14 protein-coding genes, 2 tRNA genes and 1 pseudogene are annotated in these 18,759 nt (G+C 44.9%); 10 read left to right on the top strand and 7 right to left on the bottom strand.

Annotated features, from left to right (window positions below; translation table 11 throughout):
• Positions 1-112: 112 nt before the first annotated feature.
• From EXN75_RS13745 to rsfS, 3 genes are all read right to left on the bottom strand, one after another.
• Positions 113-988: a phosphatidate cytidylyltransferase gene (locus EXN75_RS13745; protein ID WP_118117806.1), complete on the bottom strand. Its 876-nt coding sequence runs from the start codon at positions 986-988 to the stop codon at positions 113-115.
• An 11-nt stretch (positions 989-999) separates the two neighbouring features.
• Positions 1,000-3,078 (bottom strand): ATP-dependent zinc metalloprotease FtsH, encoded by a 2,079-nt coding sequence (gene ftsH / locus EXN75_RS13740; RefSeq protein WP_187349099.1) that lies wholly within the window; start codon positions 3,076-3,078, stop codon positions 1,000-1,002.
• 144 nt (positions 3,079-3,222) lie between these two features.
• Positions 3,223-3,582: a ribosome silencing factor gene (gene rsfS, locus EXN75_RS13735; RefSeq protein WP_022110304.1), complete on the bottom strand. Its 360-nt coding sequence runs from the start codon at positions 3,580-3,582 to the stop codon at positions 3,223-3,225.
• A gap of 205 nt (positions 3,583-3,787) precedes the next feature.
• Between rsfS and EXN75_RS13730 the strand changes: the two genes are divergently transcribed.
• A tRNA-Gln gene (locus EXN75_RS13730) sits at positions 3,788-3,858 on the top strand.
• A gap of 37 nt (positions 3,859-3,895) precedes the next feature.
• Positions 3,896-3,966 (top strand) — tRNA-Gln (locus tag EXN75_RS13725).
• 173 nt (positions 3,967-4,139) lie between these two features.
• Here the strand turns inward: EXN75_RS13725 and EXN75_RS13720 are convergent.
• Positions 4,140-5,867: an RluA family pseudouridine synthase gene (locus tag EXN75_RS13720; protein ID WP_134844235.1), complete on the bottom strand. Its 1,728-nt coding sequence runs from the start codon at positions 5,865-5,867 to the stop codon at positions 4,140-4,142.
• Between the two features lie 201 nt (positions 5,868-6,068).
• Here EXN75_RS13720 and EXN75_RS13715 point away from each other — a divergent pair, with 201 nt between their 5' ends.
• Complete coding sequence (locus EXN75_RS13715) at positions 6,069-6,959, top strand: DMT family transporter (RefSeq protein WP_134844234.1); 891 nt, start codon at positions 6,069-6,071, stop codon at positions 6,957-6,959.
• 28 nt (positions 6,960-6,987) lie between these two features.
• Here the strand turns inward: EXN75_RS13715 and EXN75_RS13710 are convergent, their stop codons facing one another.
• Together EXN75_RS13710 and ilvA are read right to left on the bottom strand one after the other, a co-directional pair.
• Positions 6,988-7,362 carry a RidA family protein gene (locus tag EXN75_RS13710; protein ID WP_006848032.1) on the bottom strand — a complete coding sequence of 125 codons (375 nt, stop codon included), beginning with the start codon at positions 7,360-7,362 and terminating at the stop codon, positions 6,988-6,990.
• A 13-nt stretch (positions 7,363-7,375) separates the two neighbouring features.
• Positions 7,376-8,575: a threonine ammonia-lyase gene (gene ilvA, locus EXN75_RS13705; protein WP_118117800.1), complete on the bottom strand. Its 1,200-nt coding sequence runs from the start codon at positions 8,573-8,575 to the stop codon at positions 7,376-7,378.
• Positions 8,576-8,828: 253 nt separating this feature from the next.
• Between ilvA and EXN75_RS13700 the strand changes: the two genes are divergently transcribed.
• Entirely contained in the window at positions 8,829-11,519 is a 2,691-nt protein-coding gene (locus EXN75_RS13700; RefSeq protein ID WP_187349098.1) for a hypothetical protein, read from the top strand.
• Positions 11,520-11,750: 231 nt separating this feature from the next.
• Here the strand turns inward: EXN75_RS13700 and EXN75_RS13690 are convergent, their stop codons facing one another.
• The gene (locus tag EXN75_RS13690; RefSeq protein ID WP_134844242.1) at positions 11,751-12,557 is read right to left on the bottom strand and encodes a Cof-type HAD-IIB family hydrolase; all 807 of its coding nucleotides are present in this window, start codon (positions 12,555-12,557) and stop codon (positions 11,751-11,753) included.
• Between the two features lie 213 nt (positions 12,558-12,770).
• On the opposite strand from EXN75_RS13690, the gene EXN75_RS13685 reads away from it, so the two are divergent.
• From EXN75_RS13685 to EXN75_RS18325, 6 genes and pseudogenes are all read left to right on the top strand, one after another.
• Positions 12,771-13,952 (top strand): helix-turn-helix domain-containing protein, encoded by a 1,182-nt coding sequence (locus EXN75_RS13685; protein ID WP_134844232.1) that lies wholly within the window; start codon positions 12,771-12,773, stop codon positions 13,950-13,952.
• 158 nt (positions 13,953-14,110) lie between these two features.
• On the top strand, positions 14,111-14,362 hold the full coding sequence (locus EXN75_RS13680; RefSeq protein WP_134844231.1) for a hypothetical protein: 252 nt from the start codon (positions 14,111-14,113) through the stop codon (positions 14,360-14,362).
• A 242-nt stretch (positions 14,363-14,604) separates the two neighbouring features.
• Positions 14,605-16,593 carry a family 43 glycosylhydrolase gene (locus EXN75_RS13675; RefSeq protein WP_223176163.1) on the top strand — a complete coding sequence of 663 codons (1,989 nt, stop codon included), beginning with the start codon at positions 14,605-14,607 and terminating at the stop codon, positions 16,591-16,593.
• 256 nt (positions 16,594-16,849) lie between these two features.
• Positions 16,850-18,046 (top strand): nucleotidyltransferase family protein, encoded by a 1,197-nt coding sequence (locus EXN75_RS13670; protein ID WP_134844230.1) that lies wholly within the window; start codon positions 16,850-16,852, stop codon positions 18,044-18,046.
• A 138-nt stretch (positions 18,047-18,184) separates the two neighbouring features.
• On the top strand, positions 18,185-18,553 hold the full coding sequence (locus EXN75_RS13665; protein WP_134844229.1) for a hypothetical protein: 369 nt from the start codon (positions 18,185-18,187) through the stop codon (positions 18,551-18,553).
• A 28-nt stretch (positions 18,554-18,581) separates the two neighbouring features.
• A pseudogene (locus tag EXN75_RS18325) lies at positions 18,582-18,759 on the top strand (IS982 family transposase); the annotation flags it as partial.

Below are 18,759 nucleotides of genomic sequence, written 5' to 3'. Positions count from 1 at the left end.
ACTTGTATAAAACAAAACAGGACGTACTTCTTTGCGAAGCACGTCCTGATAGTATAAAATGTTTCTTGTTTGCTGAACTTATAGGATTGACTTATCCGATGGTCGGATTGTTTTATCCGAACAGTTGGAGGGTGTAGAGATAAATCACTGCGGCAGGAATTGCCATAAGTGAAGAATCGAAACGGTCGAGCATACCTCCGTGTCCCGGAAGAATATTGCCACTGTCTTTCACGCCGATGGTGCGTTTGAATAGGCTCTCTACCAAGTCGCCCCATGTGCCAAATACTGCGACTACTAAACCTAATCCCATCCACTCAGGGATGTTCAAGGTATGCAGGGTTTCTCCTGAATTGGCAAAGTAACCGACGATGGCTGCAGCAATCAGTACGAAGATACCTCCGCCGATGCTTCCTTCCCAACTCTTGGCAGGACTGATGCGAGGGAAGAGCTTGTGCTTTCCGAAGAGAGAGCCACTGCAATAGGCACCTGTATCATTGGTCCAGAGGAAGATGAATATGCTCAGCGGTAAGAGCATGTCGTAATGTATCTGTCCGTCTTCTGCTGATACTTCAAATGCCAATACGTTGATGAGCGAGAATGGGAGAGCGATGTACATCTGTGAAAGCATCGTGTAAGCCCAGTCGCCAACAGCATTCTTATTGCCTGTATATAACTCATAGATGAAGAGATATACAATCGTGAAGATGTATGGGATGAAGACTACGAAGTTGTAGCCTGTAACACCCGTACGGAATCCCGCTACGGCAAGGAAGAAATATACACCTGCTACGGTAGAGATGAAACGGTTGACGCAAACGTCTTCTATCTCATTGTTGACTAACCCGCAGTATTCCCAGATACTCAGGCCAGTGATCAGAGCGAAGAGGAGTACCATTGCTCTCGGTTGCAGGAAACATGAAACCATACAACCGACGAAGAGTACGCCGGTGATGGTTCTGATGATAAGGTTCTTTTGTTTGTCTGTCATGACTTTTGGTATTAATTATTATCGTCCTGCTTGTCTTCGGCACGACTATCGTCCTGCTTGTCTTCAGCATTCTTGTTGTTTTCCTCATGCTCCTTGATAGCAGCCTGTACCTCTGGAAGTTCCTTGACGGTGTCGTCAATCTTAGGCTGCTCGTCCTCCATGATTTCCTGAGAACGGCTCATCCAAGGGCGCTTGCCGAAGATTTTCTCCACGTCTTCTGCCATGATAACCTCTTTCTGTATCAGGAGTTCTGCCAGCGCATTGTGACCCTCCTTGTGTTCCATCAGGATGTTCTTGGCACGGGTATATTGCTCGTTCACCATCTTGAGTACTTCCTCGTCGATTTCTCTTGCCGTTGTCTCAGAGTATGGGCGCTGGAAAGAGTATTCGCTCTGGTTGTAATAGCAGATGTTTGGCAAAGTCTTACTCATACCGAGGTAAGCCACCATGCCGTATGCACTCTTGGTTGCACGCTCCAGATCGTTCATCGCACCAGAAGAGATATGTCCTGTAAACAGTTCCTCTGCTGCACGTCCACCCATCAGCGAGCACATCTCGTCGAGCATCTGCTCCTTGGTGGTGATTTGTCTCTCCTCAGGCAAGTACCATGCTGCACCCAAAGCCTGTCCGCGAGGTACGATGGTAACCTTGATGAGCGGGTTGGCATACTGGCAGAACCATGAGATTGTAGCATGACCAGCCTCATGCAATGCGATGCTGCGCTTTTCATCTGCAGTCATCACCTTGGTCTTCTTCTCCAGTCCACCTACGATACGATCGACAGCATCGAGGAAGTCCTGCTTGCATACAGCCTTCTTGTCGTGGCGTGCAGCGATGAGGGCAGCCTCATTACAAACATTGGCGATATCTGCACCCGAGAATCCCGGAGTCTGACGAGCCAGGAGGTCGATATCTACTGTATCGTCTATCTTGATTGGTTTCAGATGAACCTGGAAGATGGCCTTACGCTCGTTCAAGCCAGGCAGATCAACGTGGATTTCACGGTCGAAACGACCGGCACGGAGCAGGGCACTATCCAGCATATCAACACGGTTGGTAGCTGCAAGGATGATGACACCACTGTTGGTACCGAAGCCGTCCATCTCTGTAAGGAGGGCATTCAGGGTATTCTCACGTTCATCGTTGCCGCCCATGGCAGGGTTCTTGCTGCGGGCACGACCCACGGCATCAATCTCATCGATGAAGATAATGCTTGGCGCCTTTTCCTTAGCCTGTCTGAAGAGGTCGCGAACACGGGATGCACCGACACCCACAAACATCTCAACGAAGTCGGAACCGCTCATAGAGAAGAATGGTACACCTGCTTCACCGGCTACAGCCTTTGCCAGGAGTGTCTTACCTGTTCCCGGAGGACCCACGAGGAGTGCTCCCTTAGGAATCTTACCACCCAGGTCGGTATATTTCTGTGGGTTTTTGAGGAATTCCACGATTTCCTCCACTTCCTGTTTGGCACCTTCCTGTCCGGCCACATCCTTGAAGGTAATACCTAATGTATTTCCCTTTTCATACATGCGTGCTTTGCTCTTGCCGACATTGAAGATACCGCCGCCAGAGCCGCCCATGCCACCGCCCATTCTTCCAGACACCCACCAGATGAGGAGGAAGAAGATGATGAGTGGGGCGAAGTTGATCAGGAGGCTGATGAAGTCGTTGCCTTTCTCGTTGACATAGTTGTAAGATTTGATTTTTTTAGCCTTCACCATGTTGTCGAGATATTTGTCAACTTCGTCTATCGAACCATACTGCACTTCAACATAAGGAGCAGGTCCTACGTTCTTCGCACTGGTATGATATACATCTCTGATATGATTTGGGGCAACGTACACTTTCAGGTTGCCGTCGTTCTTATTGGCAGTAACGCTCAGTACGTATCCCTTTTCGATGTACTCCTTGAATTCAGTGTAAGTAGCCTTTTTGCTTGCACTTCCACCTAATGCATCACCACCACCATTCAGAAAGACGACTATCAAACTGATGAGGATGATGACGTAAAGCCAGCTCATGTTGAACCGAGGCATCTTTGGCGGTTTTCCGCCGCCATGATTGTTCATTCTGTTTCCTTGTTCCATATCTTCTGATATTATATGAATCCTATATCGTGTATAAAACTATAGTATGGTAGTCTTACACCTTATTATATTTATACCTTAATTATATATATCAACTTCAATTATATATATACCAACTCCGGATAAAGGAAGTTGTTCTGCTGATTAGTCGAGGTCAGGAATCTCAGTCAGGTTGGCGTCTTCCCAGAGGTGCTCCAAATCATAGAACTGTCTAACTTCAGGTTGGAAGATATGCACAAGTACATCCACGAAGTCGATAGCAACCCACTGGTCATTTCCCAATCCCGCAACATTTGCAGGTTTTTCTCCCAGATTTTTTCTGCAGAAATCGCCTACAGATTCAGCGATAGCTTCCACCTGTGATGGAGAGTTGCCCTGACAGATTACGAAGTACTTTGCGATAGTACCATCGATGTGCGTCAGGTCGGCAATCACAATTTTACTACCTTTTTTTTCCTGTATTCCTTCTTTAATTGTCTCTACTAATTGTTTTGTTGTATTCATTGATGATTATCTATTAATTGTCTCGTTTATGTTTTTTCTTTATAAAAGCCTTGCAAAGATACGCTAAATACATGGAAAAACCCCGAAAAACGATAAAAATTGAGATTTTTTAGAAAAAAGACGCTGATTTTTTTGGTAATTCAGAAAAAAGTAGTACCTTTGCACTCGCAATTATGATTAATGCTTATAATGATTGCTAAGATATTGGGATATGGTGTAATGGTAACACTACAGATTCTGGTCCTGTCATTCCTGGTTCGAGTCCGGGTATCCCAACTTCTTCATCATTGTCATCAATCATCAACCTGCACATTGGGATATGGTGTAATGGTAACACTACAGATTCTGGTCCTGTCATTCCTGGTTCGAGTCCGGGTATCCCAACTTAATTGGTTAAACTGAATGGCATCTTCCTTATGGAGGTGCTTTTTTTATGCATTCATACGAGAAAAAATAAATCCCTTAGTGTTTCAGCAAGAAGAGCACTAAGGGATCCTTTTTTCAGGATTTTTCCTTGTATGATATAATGCACCGTACTTCTTCCTATTTCAGGTTTGTCAGAAGTCTGCTTTCCGTTCTATGAATATTTCCTTTCCTGATAAAGGATGTGTAAATCTGATAGATTCGGCATGGAGGTAGAGGCGGGGTGCCTTCTCGCAGCCATAGAGAGGGTCGCCAAGGATAGGGGCATTCAGTCCTTCCCTGTGGGCACAATGTACACGGAGCTGGTGGGTACGTCCTGTTTGGGGATAGAGAGCGAGGCGGAGATGCTGGTTGTTTCCTTCGTTTTCTTTGTTACCAAAAACATCGTTTCCTGCGTTTCCAAGAACTTTGTATTCCGTAATCGCTTCCTTTCCCTGTTCATGATTTACAATCTGGCGTGGACGGTCGAGATAGTCGGGCATCAGAGGGAGAGAGAGGATGCCTTCAGGCTGGATGCTTCCTTCTTTCGCACATACGATGGCTACGTATTTCTTCTGTATCTGATGACTTGCGAATTGTTCCTGCAGCCGATGGTAGGCAAACTCTGTTTTGGCAATCACCATGAGTCCGCTTGTAGCCATGTCCAGCCGGTGTACAATCAAAGGACCCGTAGCCTCCGGATATTTTCTTCGCATGATGGAATAGACGGAAGTGACGCCTGGTTCTTTTCCTGGTACGGAGAGCATTCCGGCAGGTTTGCAGATAACGGCAAGTTCCCGGTCTTCATAGAGTGTCTCCAGGGTAAGTGGCTGAGATGCATGATTGAGCATCGTGTTGACTTCCGGTAGCATCCAGCGGAGTATCGGTTTGCACTTACCATTGCAGGCTGGATAGAACTGCAGGTGGTGTCTGATTTCCTCTTTCGGACTTTCGCCCCACCAGAACATCGCCATCTGCAGGGGTTTCAGATGATGTCTGAAAGCATACTGGAGCAGTTTGGGTTCGCAGCATTCTCCGCTTCCAGCAGGAGGAACCATCTTCAGTGCAGCTCTTTTGGAGAGGAGTGACAGGTTCGGCTGGTCTTCCAATGCAGTATCTCTGAATATTTCCAACAGATCTTTTTCTTCTCCTTCGGCATTGAGCATTCTGAATTGTGCGAACAACCATTGCTGCAGGGCATCAGAGAGTTGCTTGCGCAGTTGCTTAAGTCTGGAAATATTGTTCTGATAGTCTTCGTATTCCGTCTCTAATGTTGTCTTCTCGGCAAGTGATTTCTTGAGTCGGCGCAGTTCGGCCTTCATGAATTGGCTTTCTTTGGTCATCGCCTGTTCCTCTTCGGCAGAGAGATTGCCCTGTTTTCGTCGGAGATCCCTTTGGGCCTTCTTTTCTTTCATCTTTTCCTGAAAACCGGCTATGGCTTGTTGGCGCTGGGCAAGCAGGTCTGCGATGAGTGTCCGGGCTTTCTGCATCCGTTCATCCTTTTCCAGTCGCAGGATACTTTCGTTGATGTGGGTGATTTCCGCCTCATGGGTCTTGAAATATCCATCAGGCTGTAGGTAGTCGAAAACGGCAGGTACGAAGTCATCCCAGTCGCTTCTGCCTCCTATCTGACCGCTATAGGCAGCCAAGTATCCCAGTTGTCTGCCTTCGTGAATATCCGAAGGCTTTTCTACGATGAGTACTCCGAACATTTTTCCCCGGTCGATTTCCTCGCGCCATTCCTTCTTGTTCTCAAGATAGGTCTGCAACTCCTTGCATATCTGTATGCAAAGAGGGTGCGGTTCGTAGTCGAAAGGATTGTTCATCTTTTCGGGAAAGTCAGTTCCTGTAGAGGATATATGGAAAGGATGTAGTATCATCATTTGTTATTTTAGGTGCAAAAGTACATATAATTATTTGTTCCTCCAAAATAAATATTTGAAAAAATTTGTGTACTTCATCGAAAAGCCTTACTTTTGCAGTCATAAAAAATGAACTGTCACAGAAGAACTGTCGCAAAAAGGGATAGACGTATAAGTGTACAGATATAAAAATGTGCGGCAAAAGAAAGAATAGATGTAAGTATGAATCGAAACAGCAACCTCTTTTATCATCTCGTAGCATTCCTCACCGTAGCAATATGGGGAACCACTTTTGTATCAACCAAGGTGCTGATGCTGAACGGACTTTCTCCAGCCCAGATTTTTACCATGCGCTTTTCCATCGCATACGTTCTGATGCTGGCATTCAACCACCGTCGCATCTTTGCCGACTCTTGGAAGGACGAAGCGAAGATGATGTTATTAGGCATCACGGGAGGATCACTCTATTTCTTAAGTGAGAATGAAGCGATGAATTTCACCACCACCACCAATACATCCCTTATCGTATGTTCCTGTCCGCTTTTTGCTACCCTGCTGGTAAGGTTGGTATATCGGGATTCCGCCCGCATCAACCTGATACAGATACTCGGTTCGCTTTTGGCTTTTATGGGTATGATCATCGTGGTTTTGAATGGTCGCTTTGTGCTTCATCTCTCCCCCGTAGGCGATGCCCTGGCGTTTACGGCATGTATGTGCTGGGCTATCTATTCCCTGATGATGAAATCGGTGACGGAAAAGTATAGTGCCGCCTTTATCACCCGCAAGGTATTCTTTTATGGAGTATTGACGATATTGCCTTATTATCTGATTATACCGGGATTTCCTTCTTGCGAGGTCTTTACCAAACCTCAGGTGATAGGCAACCTGTTGTTTTTAGGTTGCTTGGCTTCCATGATCTGTTTTCTCACATGGAACTGGTGCCTTTCCAAGTTGGGTACGGTAAAGGCCACCAACTGGGTATATTTCAATCCGATCACTACCATGATCTTTGCTTCATGGATATTGGATGAGAAAATCACTCCTTATTTTCTGATAGGTGCCACTTGCATCCTGATAGGCATGTATGTGGCAGACAAAAAAACGGTAGCATAAACTCCAGGAGTTATACTACCGATTTCTTTTACTTAGCAGCCAGAACCTCTACTTCAACGAGTGCGCCCTTTGGCAACTTCTCTACTGCTACAGCAGAACGTGCTGGGTATGGCTGGCTGAAGAACTCTGCATAAACCTCGTTCATGGCAGCGAAATCATCCATGCTGTTCAGATAAACTGTAGTCTTTACTACATGAGAGAGGTCAGTACCGGCAGCCTTCAGGATGTTCTGGGCATTGGTAAGACTTTGACGGGTCTGCTCCTTGATGCCACCCTCTACGAAATTGCCTGTTGCAGGGTCGATAGGAATCTGACCTGATGCAAATACAAAACCGTTTACTTCGATAGCCTGGCTATATGGACCGATAGCTGCAGGCGCATTGTCTGTGTGAATTGCGTTCATAATCTGATAAGTTTTAAACAATATATAAATGGAATCCCTTTGATTCAAGGGCTCCCTTGATTTCTTTTACATGTTCCTCGTCGCGAGTCTCCATGGTGAGGCGGAGCACGCAGGCATTCACCTTGTTGCGGTTGGCAGAACGGTCGTGGTGGACGCCTGTGATATTACCGCCTAATCCGGCGATGACAGAGCAGACCTCTACCAATTCACCCGGTTTGTCATCCAGCTCCATCTCGATGGTGCAAAGACGGCCGCTCTTGGCAAGACCACGGGTGATGACACGATTCAGGATCGTTACATCGATGTTACCGCCACTTACCACGCAGATGGTTTTCTTGCCCTTCACCGGAACCTTGTTGTACATCACGGCTGCCACACTGGCCGCACCGGCACCTTCGGCTACCATCTTCTCGCTCTCTATGAGTTTCAGGATGGCTGCACAGATTTCGTCCTCGCTCACGGTTACGATTTCGTCTACGTAGTTTGAGCAGGTTTCAAAAGTAATCTTGCCCGGTTCCTTTACGGCAATACCATCAGCAACGGTCGCTACAGAAGGCAACTTCTCCTGTTTATGATCGTGCAGACTCTGTACCATACTTGCTGCTCCTTCTGCCTGAACACCATATACCTTGACGTTAGGATTCAGCGACTTGATGGCAAAGGCTACACCAGAGATAAGTCCGCCGCCACCTACAGGAACGACGACAGCTTCTACATCAGGCAACTGGTCGAGAATCTCCAGACCGATGGTGCCCTGACCAGCGATGACATTCTCATCATCGAAAGGATGAACGAAGGTATAGCCATGCTCGTCCTTCAGTTGCAATGCCTTCTGGTAGGCATCATCATAGACACCAGGTACCAGACAGACCTCTGCACCGAGACGTTTGGTGGCTTCCACCTTACTAATAGGAGCACCCTCTGGCAGACAGATAAGACTCTTCACTCCCATGGCGGTGGCACCGAGAGCTACACCCTGAGCATGATTGCCAGCCGAACAGGCTATCACACCCTTCGCCTTTTCTTCATCGGTGAGTTGTGAAATCTTATAGTAAGCACCACGAATCTTGAACGAACCCGTCTTCTGGAGGCACTCGGGCTTCAGATAGACATCACTCTCTGGGTTGATTCTTGGAGTGTGAACCAGCTCAGTCTTTCTGATAACTTTGCTCAGCACGAAGCGAGCCTTATAGAAATTGTCTAATTGTAACATAACTGCTGATATGCTTTTATTTGTTATGTGTGCAAAGGTACACATAATTCTATAAATAACAAGAATAATTATATCTTTTTTATTTTATAAACAAAAATAAAACGCTTCTTTTCTCTTGTATTTGAGGAAAATGTTGTATTTTTGCCACCAATTATTTGAGACGAGATGAATGAACCTATATGAAAAGTGAGGTTTTCTGCGTGTTCTGCATCTCATTTTAATGTACTTTTGATAATAAATAGCTAAAAACAAAATGAAGAAGAAACAAACATTTTGTTCTGCCATTGTACTTTCTGCTGGTGTAGCTATGGCTGCATCTACGGGAGTCATCGCTCCTGAAATGAGAAATACTGAGGGACAGACTTCTGAGATTTCTACTGCTTTCAAGAAAAAGGTGAAAGCGGTAAGTGATCATTCCAATGAGGCGAAAGAGATGACTCCTACTGAGGAGAGTGTGCCCAGTCCTATAGAAGGGGTAATCAACAATCAGTTTGTGGATGAGGCTACCATGAAGGGTGACCTGATGAATATGTTGGCTAAATTCTCCAAGTATCTGAAGAATGACTTCCAGGATTGTGTTGCGCCAAATTCTGTGAATGAGGTATGTGGTGCCTTCAAGTGTAATAGTACCATGCAGAATAATGAGGACGGTGTTCGCTCCAATGCCGACCTCTCCATGATTTCTGCATTCCTCGTAAAATATGGTAAGGACAAGGTGACTCTGCCTGAGGGCGTTACTTGGGATGACCTGGAAAAGATGGCGATGAAGAGTCTGGTTTTCGCTTACTCTACCCATAAGGCAAATAAGTTGAAAACCTGTTCTGGTAATACCTACTGGGGTTCTACTTCCGGTAGCGATCATGTTTGGGAAAGTTCACTTTGGGCGATGTCCGTAGCTTATTCCGCTTATTTCCAGTGGGATAAACTCTCCGACAAACAGAAGGGATATATCGAGAAACTCCTGAAGGCTGAATGCAATTATGAGTTGAATCGCACGATACCTACCGGTTATAACGGGGATACGAAAGCTGAAGAGAATGGTTGGGAGGCTGATGTGCTGGCTGCTACATTGGGTCTGTTCCCTAACGATGAGATGGCTCCTAAGTGGTTTGAGCGCCTCCGTGAGTTTGCCATCAACAGTTATTCTCATAAGGATGATGCCCATAATACGACCGTTATTGATCCGCATTATGACAAGAAGACCGTGGCTGACCTCTATAAGGGACAGAATCTTTTTGACGACTATACGCTCCAGAACCACAACTTCTTCCATACAAGTTATCAGAACGTAGTGATACAGGAGTTGGGCGAGGCAGCTCTGGCGCTGAAACTCTTCCAGCAGAAGACTATCGGTGAGGAGAAGTGGAAGACCAATTCGCTCATGCACAATAATGACAAGGTGATGAAGGAGGTGCTCAACTGGCTGGCTCTGGCAGATGGCGAACTGGCTATGCCTAATGGTAATGACTGGAGCCTCTTCCTTTTCGACCAAATCACTTCATACACTACCAATGCGTGTTTCCTGAACGATCCGGATGCGCTGATGCTTGAGAACTTGGCTTATAAGAATATCAAGGCACGCCAGACTACAACGTCTGACGGATCCTGGTTGTTGCGCTCAGATATCGGTGCACGCCGTATGGGTGTAGAGGCTCACCGTGTGATGATGACCTGGCTGATGCATGAGGCAATATCTACAGCAGATGTAACCCCTACAGATTGGGATGCGTTCAACCAGCGTTATGCTGCCGCCCGGATATTCCCTTGCCAGAATATCGTCCGTGCTTCTACTGCCGACCGTTTCACCTGTTTCTCGTGGAGTGCAGGTAAGGGCAGTTATACCGGATACATCGCTGCCAACAGTGCGGATAAGAACAAGATGATCGTACCTTACCGTGAGAACAATACCGGTAACTTCCTCGGTAGTTATCAGGTAAGTGGTAGGAGTACAAACGCCACACCGGTAGTCAGCGGTATTTACAATCTCCGTGGCAACAGTTATACGATGAACGGAGAACTGAATATGAACGACGGAACCCTCAACAATCGTTTCGCCATCTATTCTACTCCAGGTAATGCTGTCATCTATACCGATTATGTGCGTGCCAATGCAGCTGCCACCATTACCAAGGATCAGGGAGGTCTGATGGCTATCAGTACCGACGAAATGACGCGAACCAAGCGTACGCTCTATTTCGACAATGCCAAGAATCAGGAGACGGGTATGCCCCACAAGCAGAGTGATGGTTCTCAATTCCTCACCATGAATACCAACTGGGTGAATATCGATAATGCTCTGGGTATTGTCAACGTAGATGGTAAGACCATGGGCTTTGGAAACCGTGCCAACAACAACTCTGTGAATACTTCCAAACTCTATGCTTCTTACAGCGACAAGAGTAAGGATGTGAAGGCTGGCGACATTGTAGATAAGCGCAATATCATCTATTATAGTAATGTGAATGCTGAAAGTACCCGCAAGCTGATGCAGAAGACTATCAGTTTGAAGGAGATGGTAGCTGAGGGATGGAATGGTGTTATCGCCACAGACCCTGATGGTGCTTCCTATATGCTCCTGTCCAACTTCTGCGGGGAACCCCGATGCCAGTTGAAGAATGTGCAACTCAATGGTGCAGCGCCTGTATTTACGGTAGAAACCAATATTGTGGATTCCAAGGCAGATGCCACCTTCCTCTTGGATACCAATCATTCCAAAGGGGAAATCTTAGGCTTCACGGTCAAGGGCTCCGGTTTGCAGGCTATTCAGGATGCAGAGGATTCCACCAAGGTTTATCTCAAGAACCTGCAGGCATCAAGTATCAAGGTGACTTTGAATTATAAGGCTAAGAATGTAGAGAAGTCCATCACTCCTACTTTAAAAGCCAACCAGGTAATAGGCGTTTATTATAATGATAAGACCGGTGAACTGGTAGTTACATTGTGAATGGGAAGAAAGTCGTTCTGAGATAATCAGAAATCGTTGGACAATCATCAAAAAAAAGTTGGTTTCACCCAGAATGAAACCAACTTTTTTCTCATTTCTCATTTCTCATTTCTCATTTCTCATTTCTCATTTCTCATTTCTCATTTCTCATTTCTCATTTCTCATTTCTCATTTCTCATTTCTCATTTCTCATTTCTCATTTCTCATTTCTCATTTCTCATTTCTCACTTCTCATTTCCAGAAATGGTTCAGCGCAGCAGCCACACCATCTTCTTCATTGGAAAGAGTAACGTAGTCAGCTTCCGCTCTTACCTCAGGAGCAGCATTAGCCATAGCCACACCGACACCGGCAAGTTTGAGCATACTGAGGTCATTATATCCATCACCGAAGGCTATCATGTCTGCAGGAGTGAGATTGATTTTACCCAATAATCTCTGCAAAGACTGTGCTTTGTCGATGCCGTTAGGAACCAGTTCCAGGAAGAAAGGAGCCGAGCGGAAAACAGACATTTTATCGCCTACAATGCCAGAGAGTTCTTCTTCTGCCTTCTGCATGTCGGTAGGGTCGCCAGTCATCAGGAGTTTGGTAGGATGAGGCTCCAGGGCATCAAGCAGATTCTCTACTTTTCTGACGTTCATCTTGTTGATGCGGGATTCTTCCTTCACATACTGGTCGTCTGGCATTTCGGTGATGATCTCATTGCCGGCATATCCTAAGAGCGCATAGTTCTTTTCCTTGGCATACTGATATAATAAAGGTATCACGCTATCTGGCAGATATTGTGAGAAATATTCCTCACCGGTCTTGGCATCCACAATCTTTCCGCCATTATAGGAAAGAATGAATCCGCCTCGTTTTTCCAGTTCAAGACATTCTGCTACTGGTTGGATACCGTATGTAGGGCGCCCGGAAGCTAAAATGATGATGGCACCATTGTCTTGAGCTTTCAGGAGAGCCTGACGGGTGCGAGGTGTCACCACTTTCTCGTGGTTGGTCAGCGTGCCGTCGAGATCGAGAGCGATGGCACGATAAGGAATCTTTTTATTTTCCATTATGTATTTTCTTTTGTGATTTTATTTTCTTTGATGAAGTTATTTCTATGATGGATAGTGCGACTACTATAGATGATAGAGACTGCAAAGTTAAGATAAAAAAAGGAGTTTGGGAAACTTTTTTGTGAAAATCTATTCATTTCTCATTAAATAGTTGTACTTTTGCAGCAACTTTTCTATTTTTTTATTTAGATAATCATGACATCAATATTTATATTACAGTTGATTTGCTGCATCATTACCGGCATGTTGGGCTTGCATATAGCAATGGCTTCTCTGCAAGTGAGATGGAAGGTAAGACGCTACGAGACCTCTCGGTGGTTGCTTTGTGGATCAATGGCCGTATTCTGCATACATTACTTCTTGCAGATGACTCAGGGATTTCGTGCCCAAGGTGCTGATGTGGGGGCAGTCGTTAATATCATGTTCTACACTCCCGTGGTTTTTGCCATCACCCTATCCATCATCAATATGGAGAGCACAAGAAGCGTCATGCGTCGCTATTGTTTGCGCAGTGCGGCTGCCTATGCGCTGATTGTCGCCATCTTCATCTTTGGCGTTTTCAGCAACAAAAGTCTCCATCTGGGCGGTTTGTTATACGTGATGCTCGCATTCTTTGTGGGAAGTATGGCATACTTCATCTATGCCAGCTATTCTGAGGTACTGAAGCGCAAGAAAAAACTGTTGGAGGAGTCGGCTGGCGATCTTCTGCCACACGTTCGATATGCACGATCCAGTCTTGTATTGGTATGCGTCTCAGCAGCCTTTCTTCCCATAGCCATTCTCTTCTATACCTTATTGTTGCTGGTAGGTCCGCTGATGTTACTTGTTCTCATATTCTTTGTCCATAGTTTCATCTCGTTGGGCTATTATATTACACCAGTAGAGAATATGTTGGAAGAACAAGAGGAACTGGAAGAACAAGAGGAACTGGAAGAACAAGAGGAACTGGAAGAACAAGAGAAAACGGCAGACCAGACAGCCTATGGAGCCCAGCTGGATAGCGGGGATGATGGGCAGACAGAATTGAGCATTTCCTCCTCAGAACGGATGAAAAAGATAGAAGCGGCATTGGAAAAATGGTGTGATGACAGAATGTACAAAGACTGCAATGTCACCATATATTCGCTTGCTGCCAACTTGGGTTGTAAGAAGAATGAACTTACCGAATACTTCAATCTTTCTCAGCATACCAATTTCCGTACATGGCTTAGCGATATACGCTTTAATGAAGCTGTTCGCATGATGAAGGAAAGACCGGAATTTAGCAATGATGCCATATCTACCGAGTGCGGATTCTCATCCCATACACAGATATATCGCATTTTCAAGCAAAAGACAGGGCTGTCGCCAAGTCAATGGCGCGAACAGATGATATAGCTTTAATGGTTAATAAATATATAAAAAGGTGTTGCATTCCTACGAATGCAACACCTTTTTTGGTAGGAATGCAACAACAACCATAGGAATGCAACACCTCTTTTTGGATTTTTACCACTATCTTTGCATTAAAACTTAACAACCGAAAGATAAAGATTATGATACAAGACCAACAAAACTCTCTTTTTTCTGTGTCCTATGTCATCGTGGTTATCGGAGTCATGGTGGTGGTGTTTTCTATATCCATCGTTTTTATGATGGCATACGACTATCACATCTATCTTGCCGGAAATAGAAGAAGGAAATTCAGTTTCGCTGATTTCATCAAGCGCGAGCAGTATTATCTCTATATCCTTGTATTCTTCCTGCTAATTATAATAGGTGAATTGTTGAGGAATAACCTCAGGTAATACCTTTGTCTGAATGTTATGATGCAGAAGAAATTTTTCTTCAAGAACGCTTGCTTGTTTACATATAATTTAGTATCTTTGCAGCCGCAACTCAATAAATGTAGTTTTAACACTATAAGTAACTCTTTTATGCTTGGGCTTGTAAGGATTGAGCTTACTAAAAAAATAAGTATATGGAGTTCTTGATGTGTATTATGACATAAACAACAAAAACAATAATAACACTAACTTAAAGGAAAATCATGAAGATGAAGATTACATTCAGTTCTTTATTGCTGGCAGCGTTGGCATGGGGGACACCTCTCCAGGTTTCTGCCGCAAAGAAGGCTGCTACCAACAACAAGTTTGCAGGCTATCTCTTCGCTTATTTCGAAGGAAGTGGCAACAAGCAGGAACATCTGCGTTTTGCCATCAGCGAGGATGCCAAGAACTGGTATGCGCTCAATGACAACCAGCCTGTCATCGCCAGCGACTCTATCAGTACCAGTGGCGGTATCCGCGACCCTCATATCCTTCGTGGTGAGGATGGCTGCTATTACATCGTGGCTACAGATATGAACACCGTGAAGAATGGATGGAAAGATAATCCGGGCATCGTATTGATGAAGTCTAAGGACTTGGTGAACTGGACGCACTCTAAAATCGTGTTGAAGGAAGATTACAAGGAGCATTTCAGCGATGCTTATTGGGTATGGGCTCCACAGACTATCTATGATAAGAAGGCCAAGAAGTATATGATCTATTTCACCCTTCAGCGTACTGGCGATGGCAGAAAGAGTCTCGTTACCTATTATGCTTACGCCAACAAGGACTTCACGGGTTTCGAGAGTGAGCCAAAGGTGCTCTTCAATGCCAAGTATGGTTGCATCGACAACGATATCATCGAGCGCAAAGGCGTTTATCACATGTTCTATAAAGGAAACATCAAGAATGCTGAAGGTAAGGAGATACAGAACGGAATCCAGCAGGCTACTGCTAAGAATCTGAAGGGACCTTGGAAGGAGGACTTCAAGTTTATCGATGCTTACGCAGATAGCAAGACCGGTGTGGAAGGTTCCGGTGTATTCAAACTCAACGATAAGGATGAGTATGTGCTGATGTACGACCTTTATGGTTCAGGCCGTTATGAGTATCAGACTTCCAAGGATCTGAATACTTTCTCTACCAAGCCCGAGTCTTTCCGCAAGGATTTCTTCCCTCGCCATGGAACGGTCTGCTCTGTAACCAAGGACGAGATGGAGAGATTGCAGCAGAAGTGGGGGTATGTATTGAATCTTTCTTATACAGGCAAGGGCAACCCTATCCTGCCAGGTTTCCATGCCGATCCGGAAATCCTGTATTCCAACAAGACGGGTAAGTACTACATCTATTCTACCACTGATGGTAAACCGGGATGGGGTGGATACAAGTACTATGTATATTCTTCTGCCGACCTGAAGGAGTGGAAGAATGAAGGCGTGGCACTGGATGCGAAGAGCGACCAGATAGCCTGGGCGAATGGCAATCTCTGGGCACCAGCTGCCATCGAGGTGAAACAGAAGAACGGCAGCTACAAGTACTATCTCTATTTCAGTGCCAACCCTAATGACAACGGCAGAAAACAGATGGGCGTAGCGGTTTCAGATTCTCCTACAGGTCCTTTTGTGGATTTAGGTCAGCCTCTCTTGGCAAAGAACCATCCGGGTTGCAATGGGCAACTCATCGATGTGGATGTTTTCATGGATCCTGTTTCCAAGAAGCCTTACCTCTATTGGGGCAACAGTTTTATGGCGGGTGCAGAATTGGAGCCAAGCATGACCAAGATTAAGGATGAAACCGTGACAGTGATGACTCCAAAGGGCGGAAGCCTGCGAGACTATGCTTATCGCGAGGCTCCGTATGTGTTCTATCGCAACGGACTCTACTACTTCATGTGGTCGGTGGATGATACGGGTGCAGCCAATTATCATGTGGCTTACGGAACATCCAAGTCTCCGCTCGGTCCTATCGAGGTAGCGAAGGATCCTATCGTTCTGATTCAGGACCCTCAGCATGAGATTTACGGTACTGCCCATAACTCAGTAATCCAGAAGCCAGGCACAGATGAGTGGTATATTGTCTATCATCGCATCAACAAGGATTATATCCATTTCCAGCCAGGTGTTCACCGTGAGGTTTGCATCGACAAGTTGGAATTCAATGCAGATGGTACTATCAAGCGAGTTGTGCCTACACATGGAGGAATCCAATAAAAACATATAAACAGAATTTCATACAATTCCTTTCTTACAATCCCTTGCAGAAATCCTGATAGAAAATCCTGCAGGGGATTGTTTTTGCCATATATTCCGCTGAATTGTATATTTAGGTTAAAAAATGACAAGAAAGTTTGGTGGTTTGAAAGGAAAAATGTATTTTTGCGAATGAAAAGAGATTCTTTTTGTAGAAGTTAAATCAACGTTTAAACAAAATAACACTATACTGGCAAAATAGGGTTACCCCGACAACATGATGGAAATATATTTTCGTTTGATACAGTTTTCCTTAGGACTTTACGAAGGTAAGGAGTTCTTGGATGGAACAGCATTGAAAGACTTCGACTGGAAGGCTTTCTTCGATTTCGTCAAGAAACAAACCTTGGTGGGAATCGCGATGGATGGAGTCCAGAAGTTGCCTAAGGGAGTAGCTCCTAACGAGAACTTGTTGTTGATCTGGTTCGGACTGAGCCACAAGCTCATGATGCGCAACAGTATCCTGAATAAAGCCACAGTGTATGTATATAAGAAAATAAGAGAGGCAGGTTATCCTTGTTGTATTCTGAAGGGCCAGGGCAATGCCATGCTTTATCCCCATCCTGTTTCGAGAACTCCGGGTGATGTGGATGTGTGGGTAGATGCGTCCCGCGAAGAGATTCGTTCTCTGGCTTGTTCCCTGGCAAAAGATAAGGGGTATGTAAGCGATGAGAGTCTCAATCATGTGGGACTTTTCATCAATGAAATAGCCGTTGAACTTCATTCTACTCCTGCCATCATGGCCAATTTCTTCTATAATCGCCGTTTGCAGAAATGGCTGAACGAGGAGAAGGGAAGACAGTGCAGCCATCTGGTAAGTTTGGGCAGTCGTCCGGTTTCATCTGGTAGCGATGCACAGAAGGGACTGGCTGAGATGAAGGTTGCCGTTCCTACGGCTTCTTTTAATGCAGTCTATCAGTTGTATCATCTCTATCATCACTATTTCTATGAAGGAGTAGGGTTGCGTCAGGTACTGGATTATTATTTCGTAGTGACGGATTTGATGGATGAATTGGAAGAGCAGCAGACGGGTTCTGCTATTTCAGATTCGGAAAATCATTCTTCTCTGAGTGAAATCCAGCAGACGCTGAAGCAGTTGGGATTATGGAATTTTGCAGGAGCGATGATGTATGTCTTGCGTGAAGTGTTAGGACTTTCGGAGGACAAGATGTTGGTTCCAGTAGATATCCGACGAGGCGAGATGTTGCTTCATGAAATACTTGCTGGTGGAAATTTCGGCAGGTATGATAGTCGCAATGGTCTTGGTGATGGTTTTATTGGTCATAATTTGCAGCGTTTATGTCGCGACTTGCGATTCCTGCGTTATTATCCAGCTGAGGCTCTGAGCGAACCTCTCTTCCGCATCTGGCATTATGGCTGGCGCCATTTCCTGCCCAAAAAAAATGACAAATGAGAAATGACAAATGAGAAATGAGAAATTAGAAATGAGAAGGGAGGAAAAGAGAGTATATTCGGAAGTTGGGCGATTAGATAAGTAAAGGTTTTAGTAAATATATAGTTTTAATTTTTTTTTCTTTAATTTAATGTGCTTATGAAAAAAATCTACATGACTTTGCTGCTGCTCATGATAGCTATCGTGAGTTTTGCAGAAGACGAGGTGGTTAAGAACGGTGTCCGGTACACTCTTTTGGGCAAGGAAGCTCGTGCCACCCTTATTGATAAGGAACTTACGGATATTGTGGTAGATCCTGAGGTTTCTATCGGAGGTCAGGTTTATCCTGTTACCTATGTATATACAAACTCCTATTCTGATGTATTTCTGAATACAAAGACGATCAGTATTCCTTCTAATAGTTCGGTGGGATTTCTTACTTCCGCCGATGTTTTCCCAGCACTTGAAGAATGGAAAGCCTCTGGAACTGCGGTTGGAAGTGTATCGTTTACCTGTTGGCGGAATTAAAAAACCGCCTGAAAATTAGTATATTTTTATGGAGAAAAAGTTGTGCATCTCGTTGATTTTTAGTAACTTTGTAGTGTCAAATTATAAAGTTATATATTTCACGCTATGCACAACTTGTATGCAAATTTCGTAAAAATTCTTGAGATATGCAAGGATTTCTCCAAAAATTTAGTTAATGAGCTAGGAAATATTCCTCGCCCAGGAGT

Origin of the sequence: Segatella hominis, assembly GCF_004535825.1 — a bacterium.
In the GTDB taxonomy this organism is placed as follows: Bacteria; Bacteroidota; Bacteroidia; order Bacteroidales; family Bacteroidaceae; genus Prevotella; species Prevotella hominis.
Note: the sequence above shows the minus strand (reverse complement) of the source record. Positions and strands in the feature narration are given on the sequence as shown.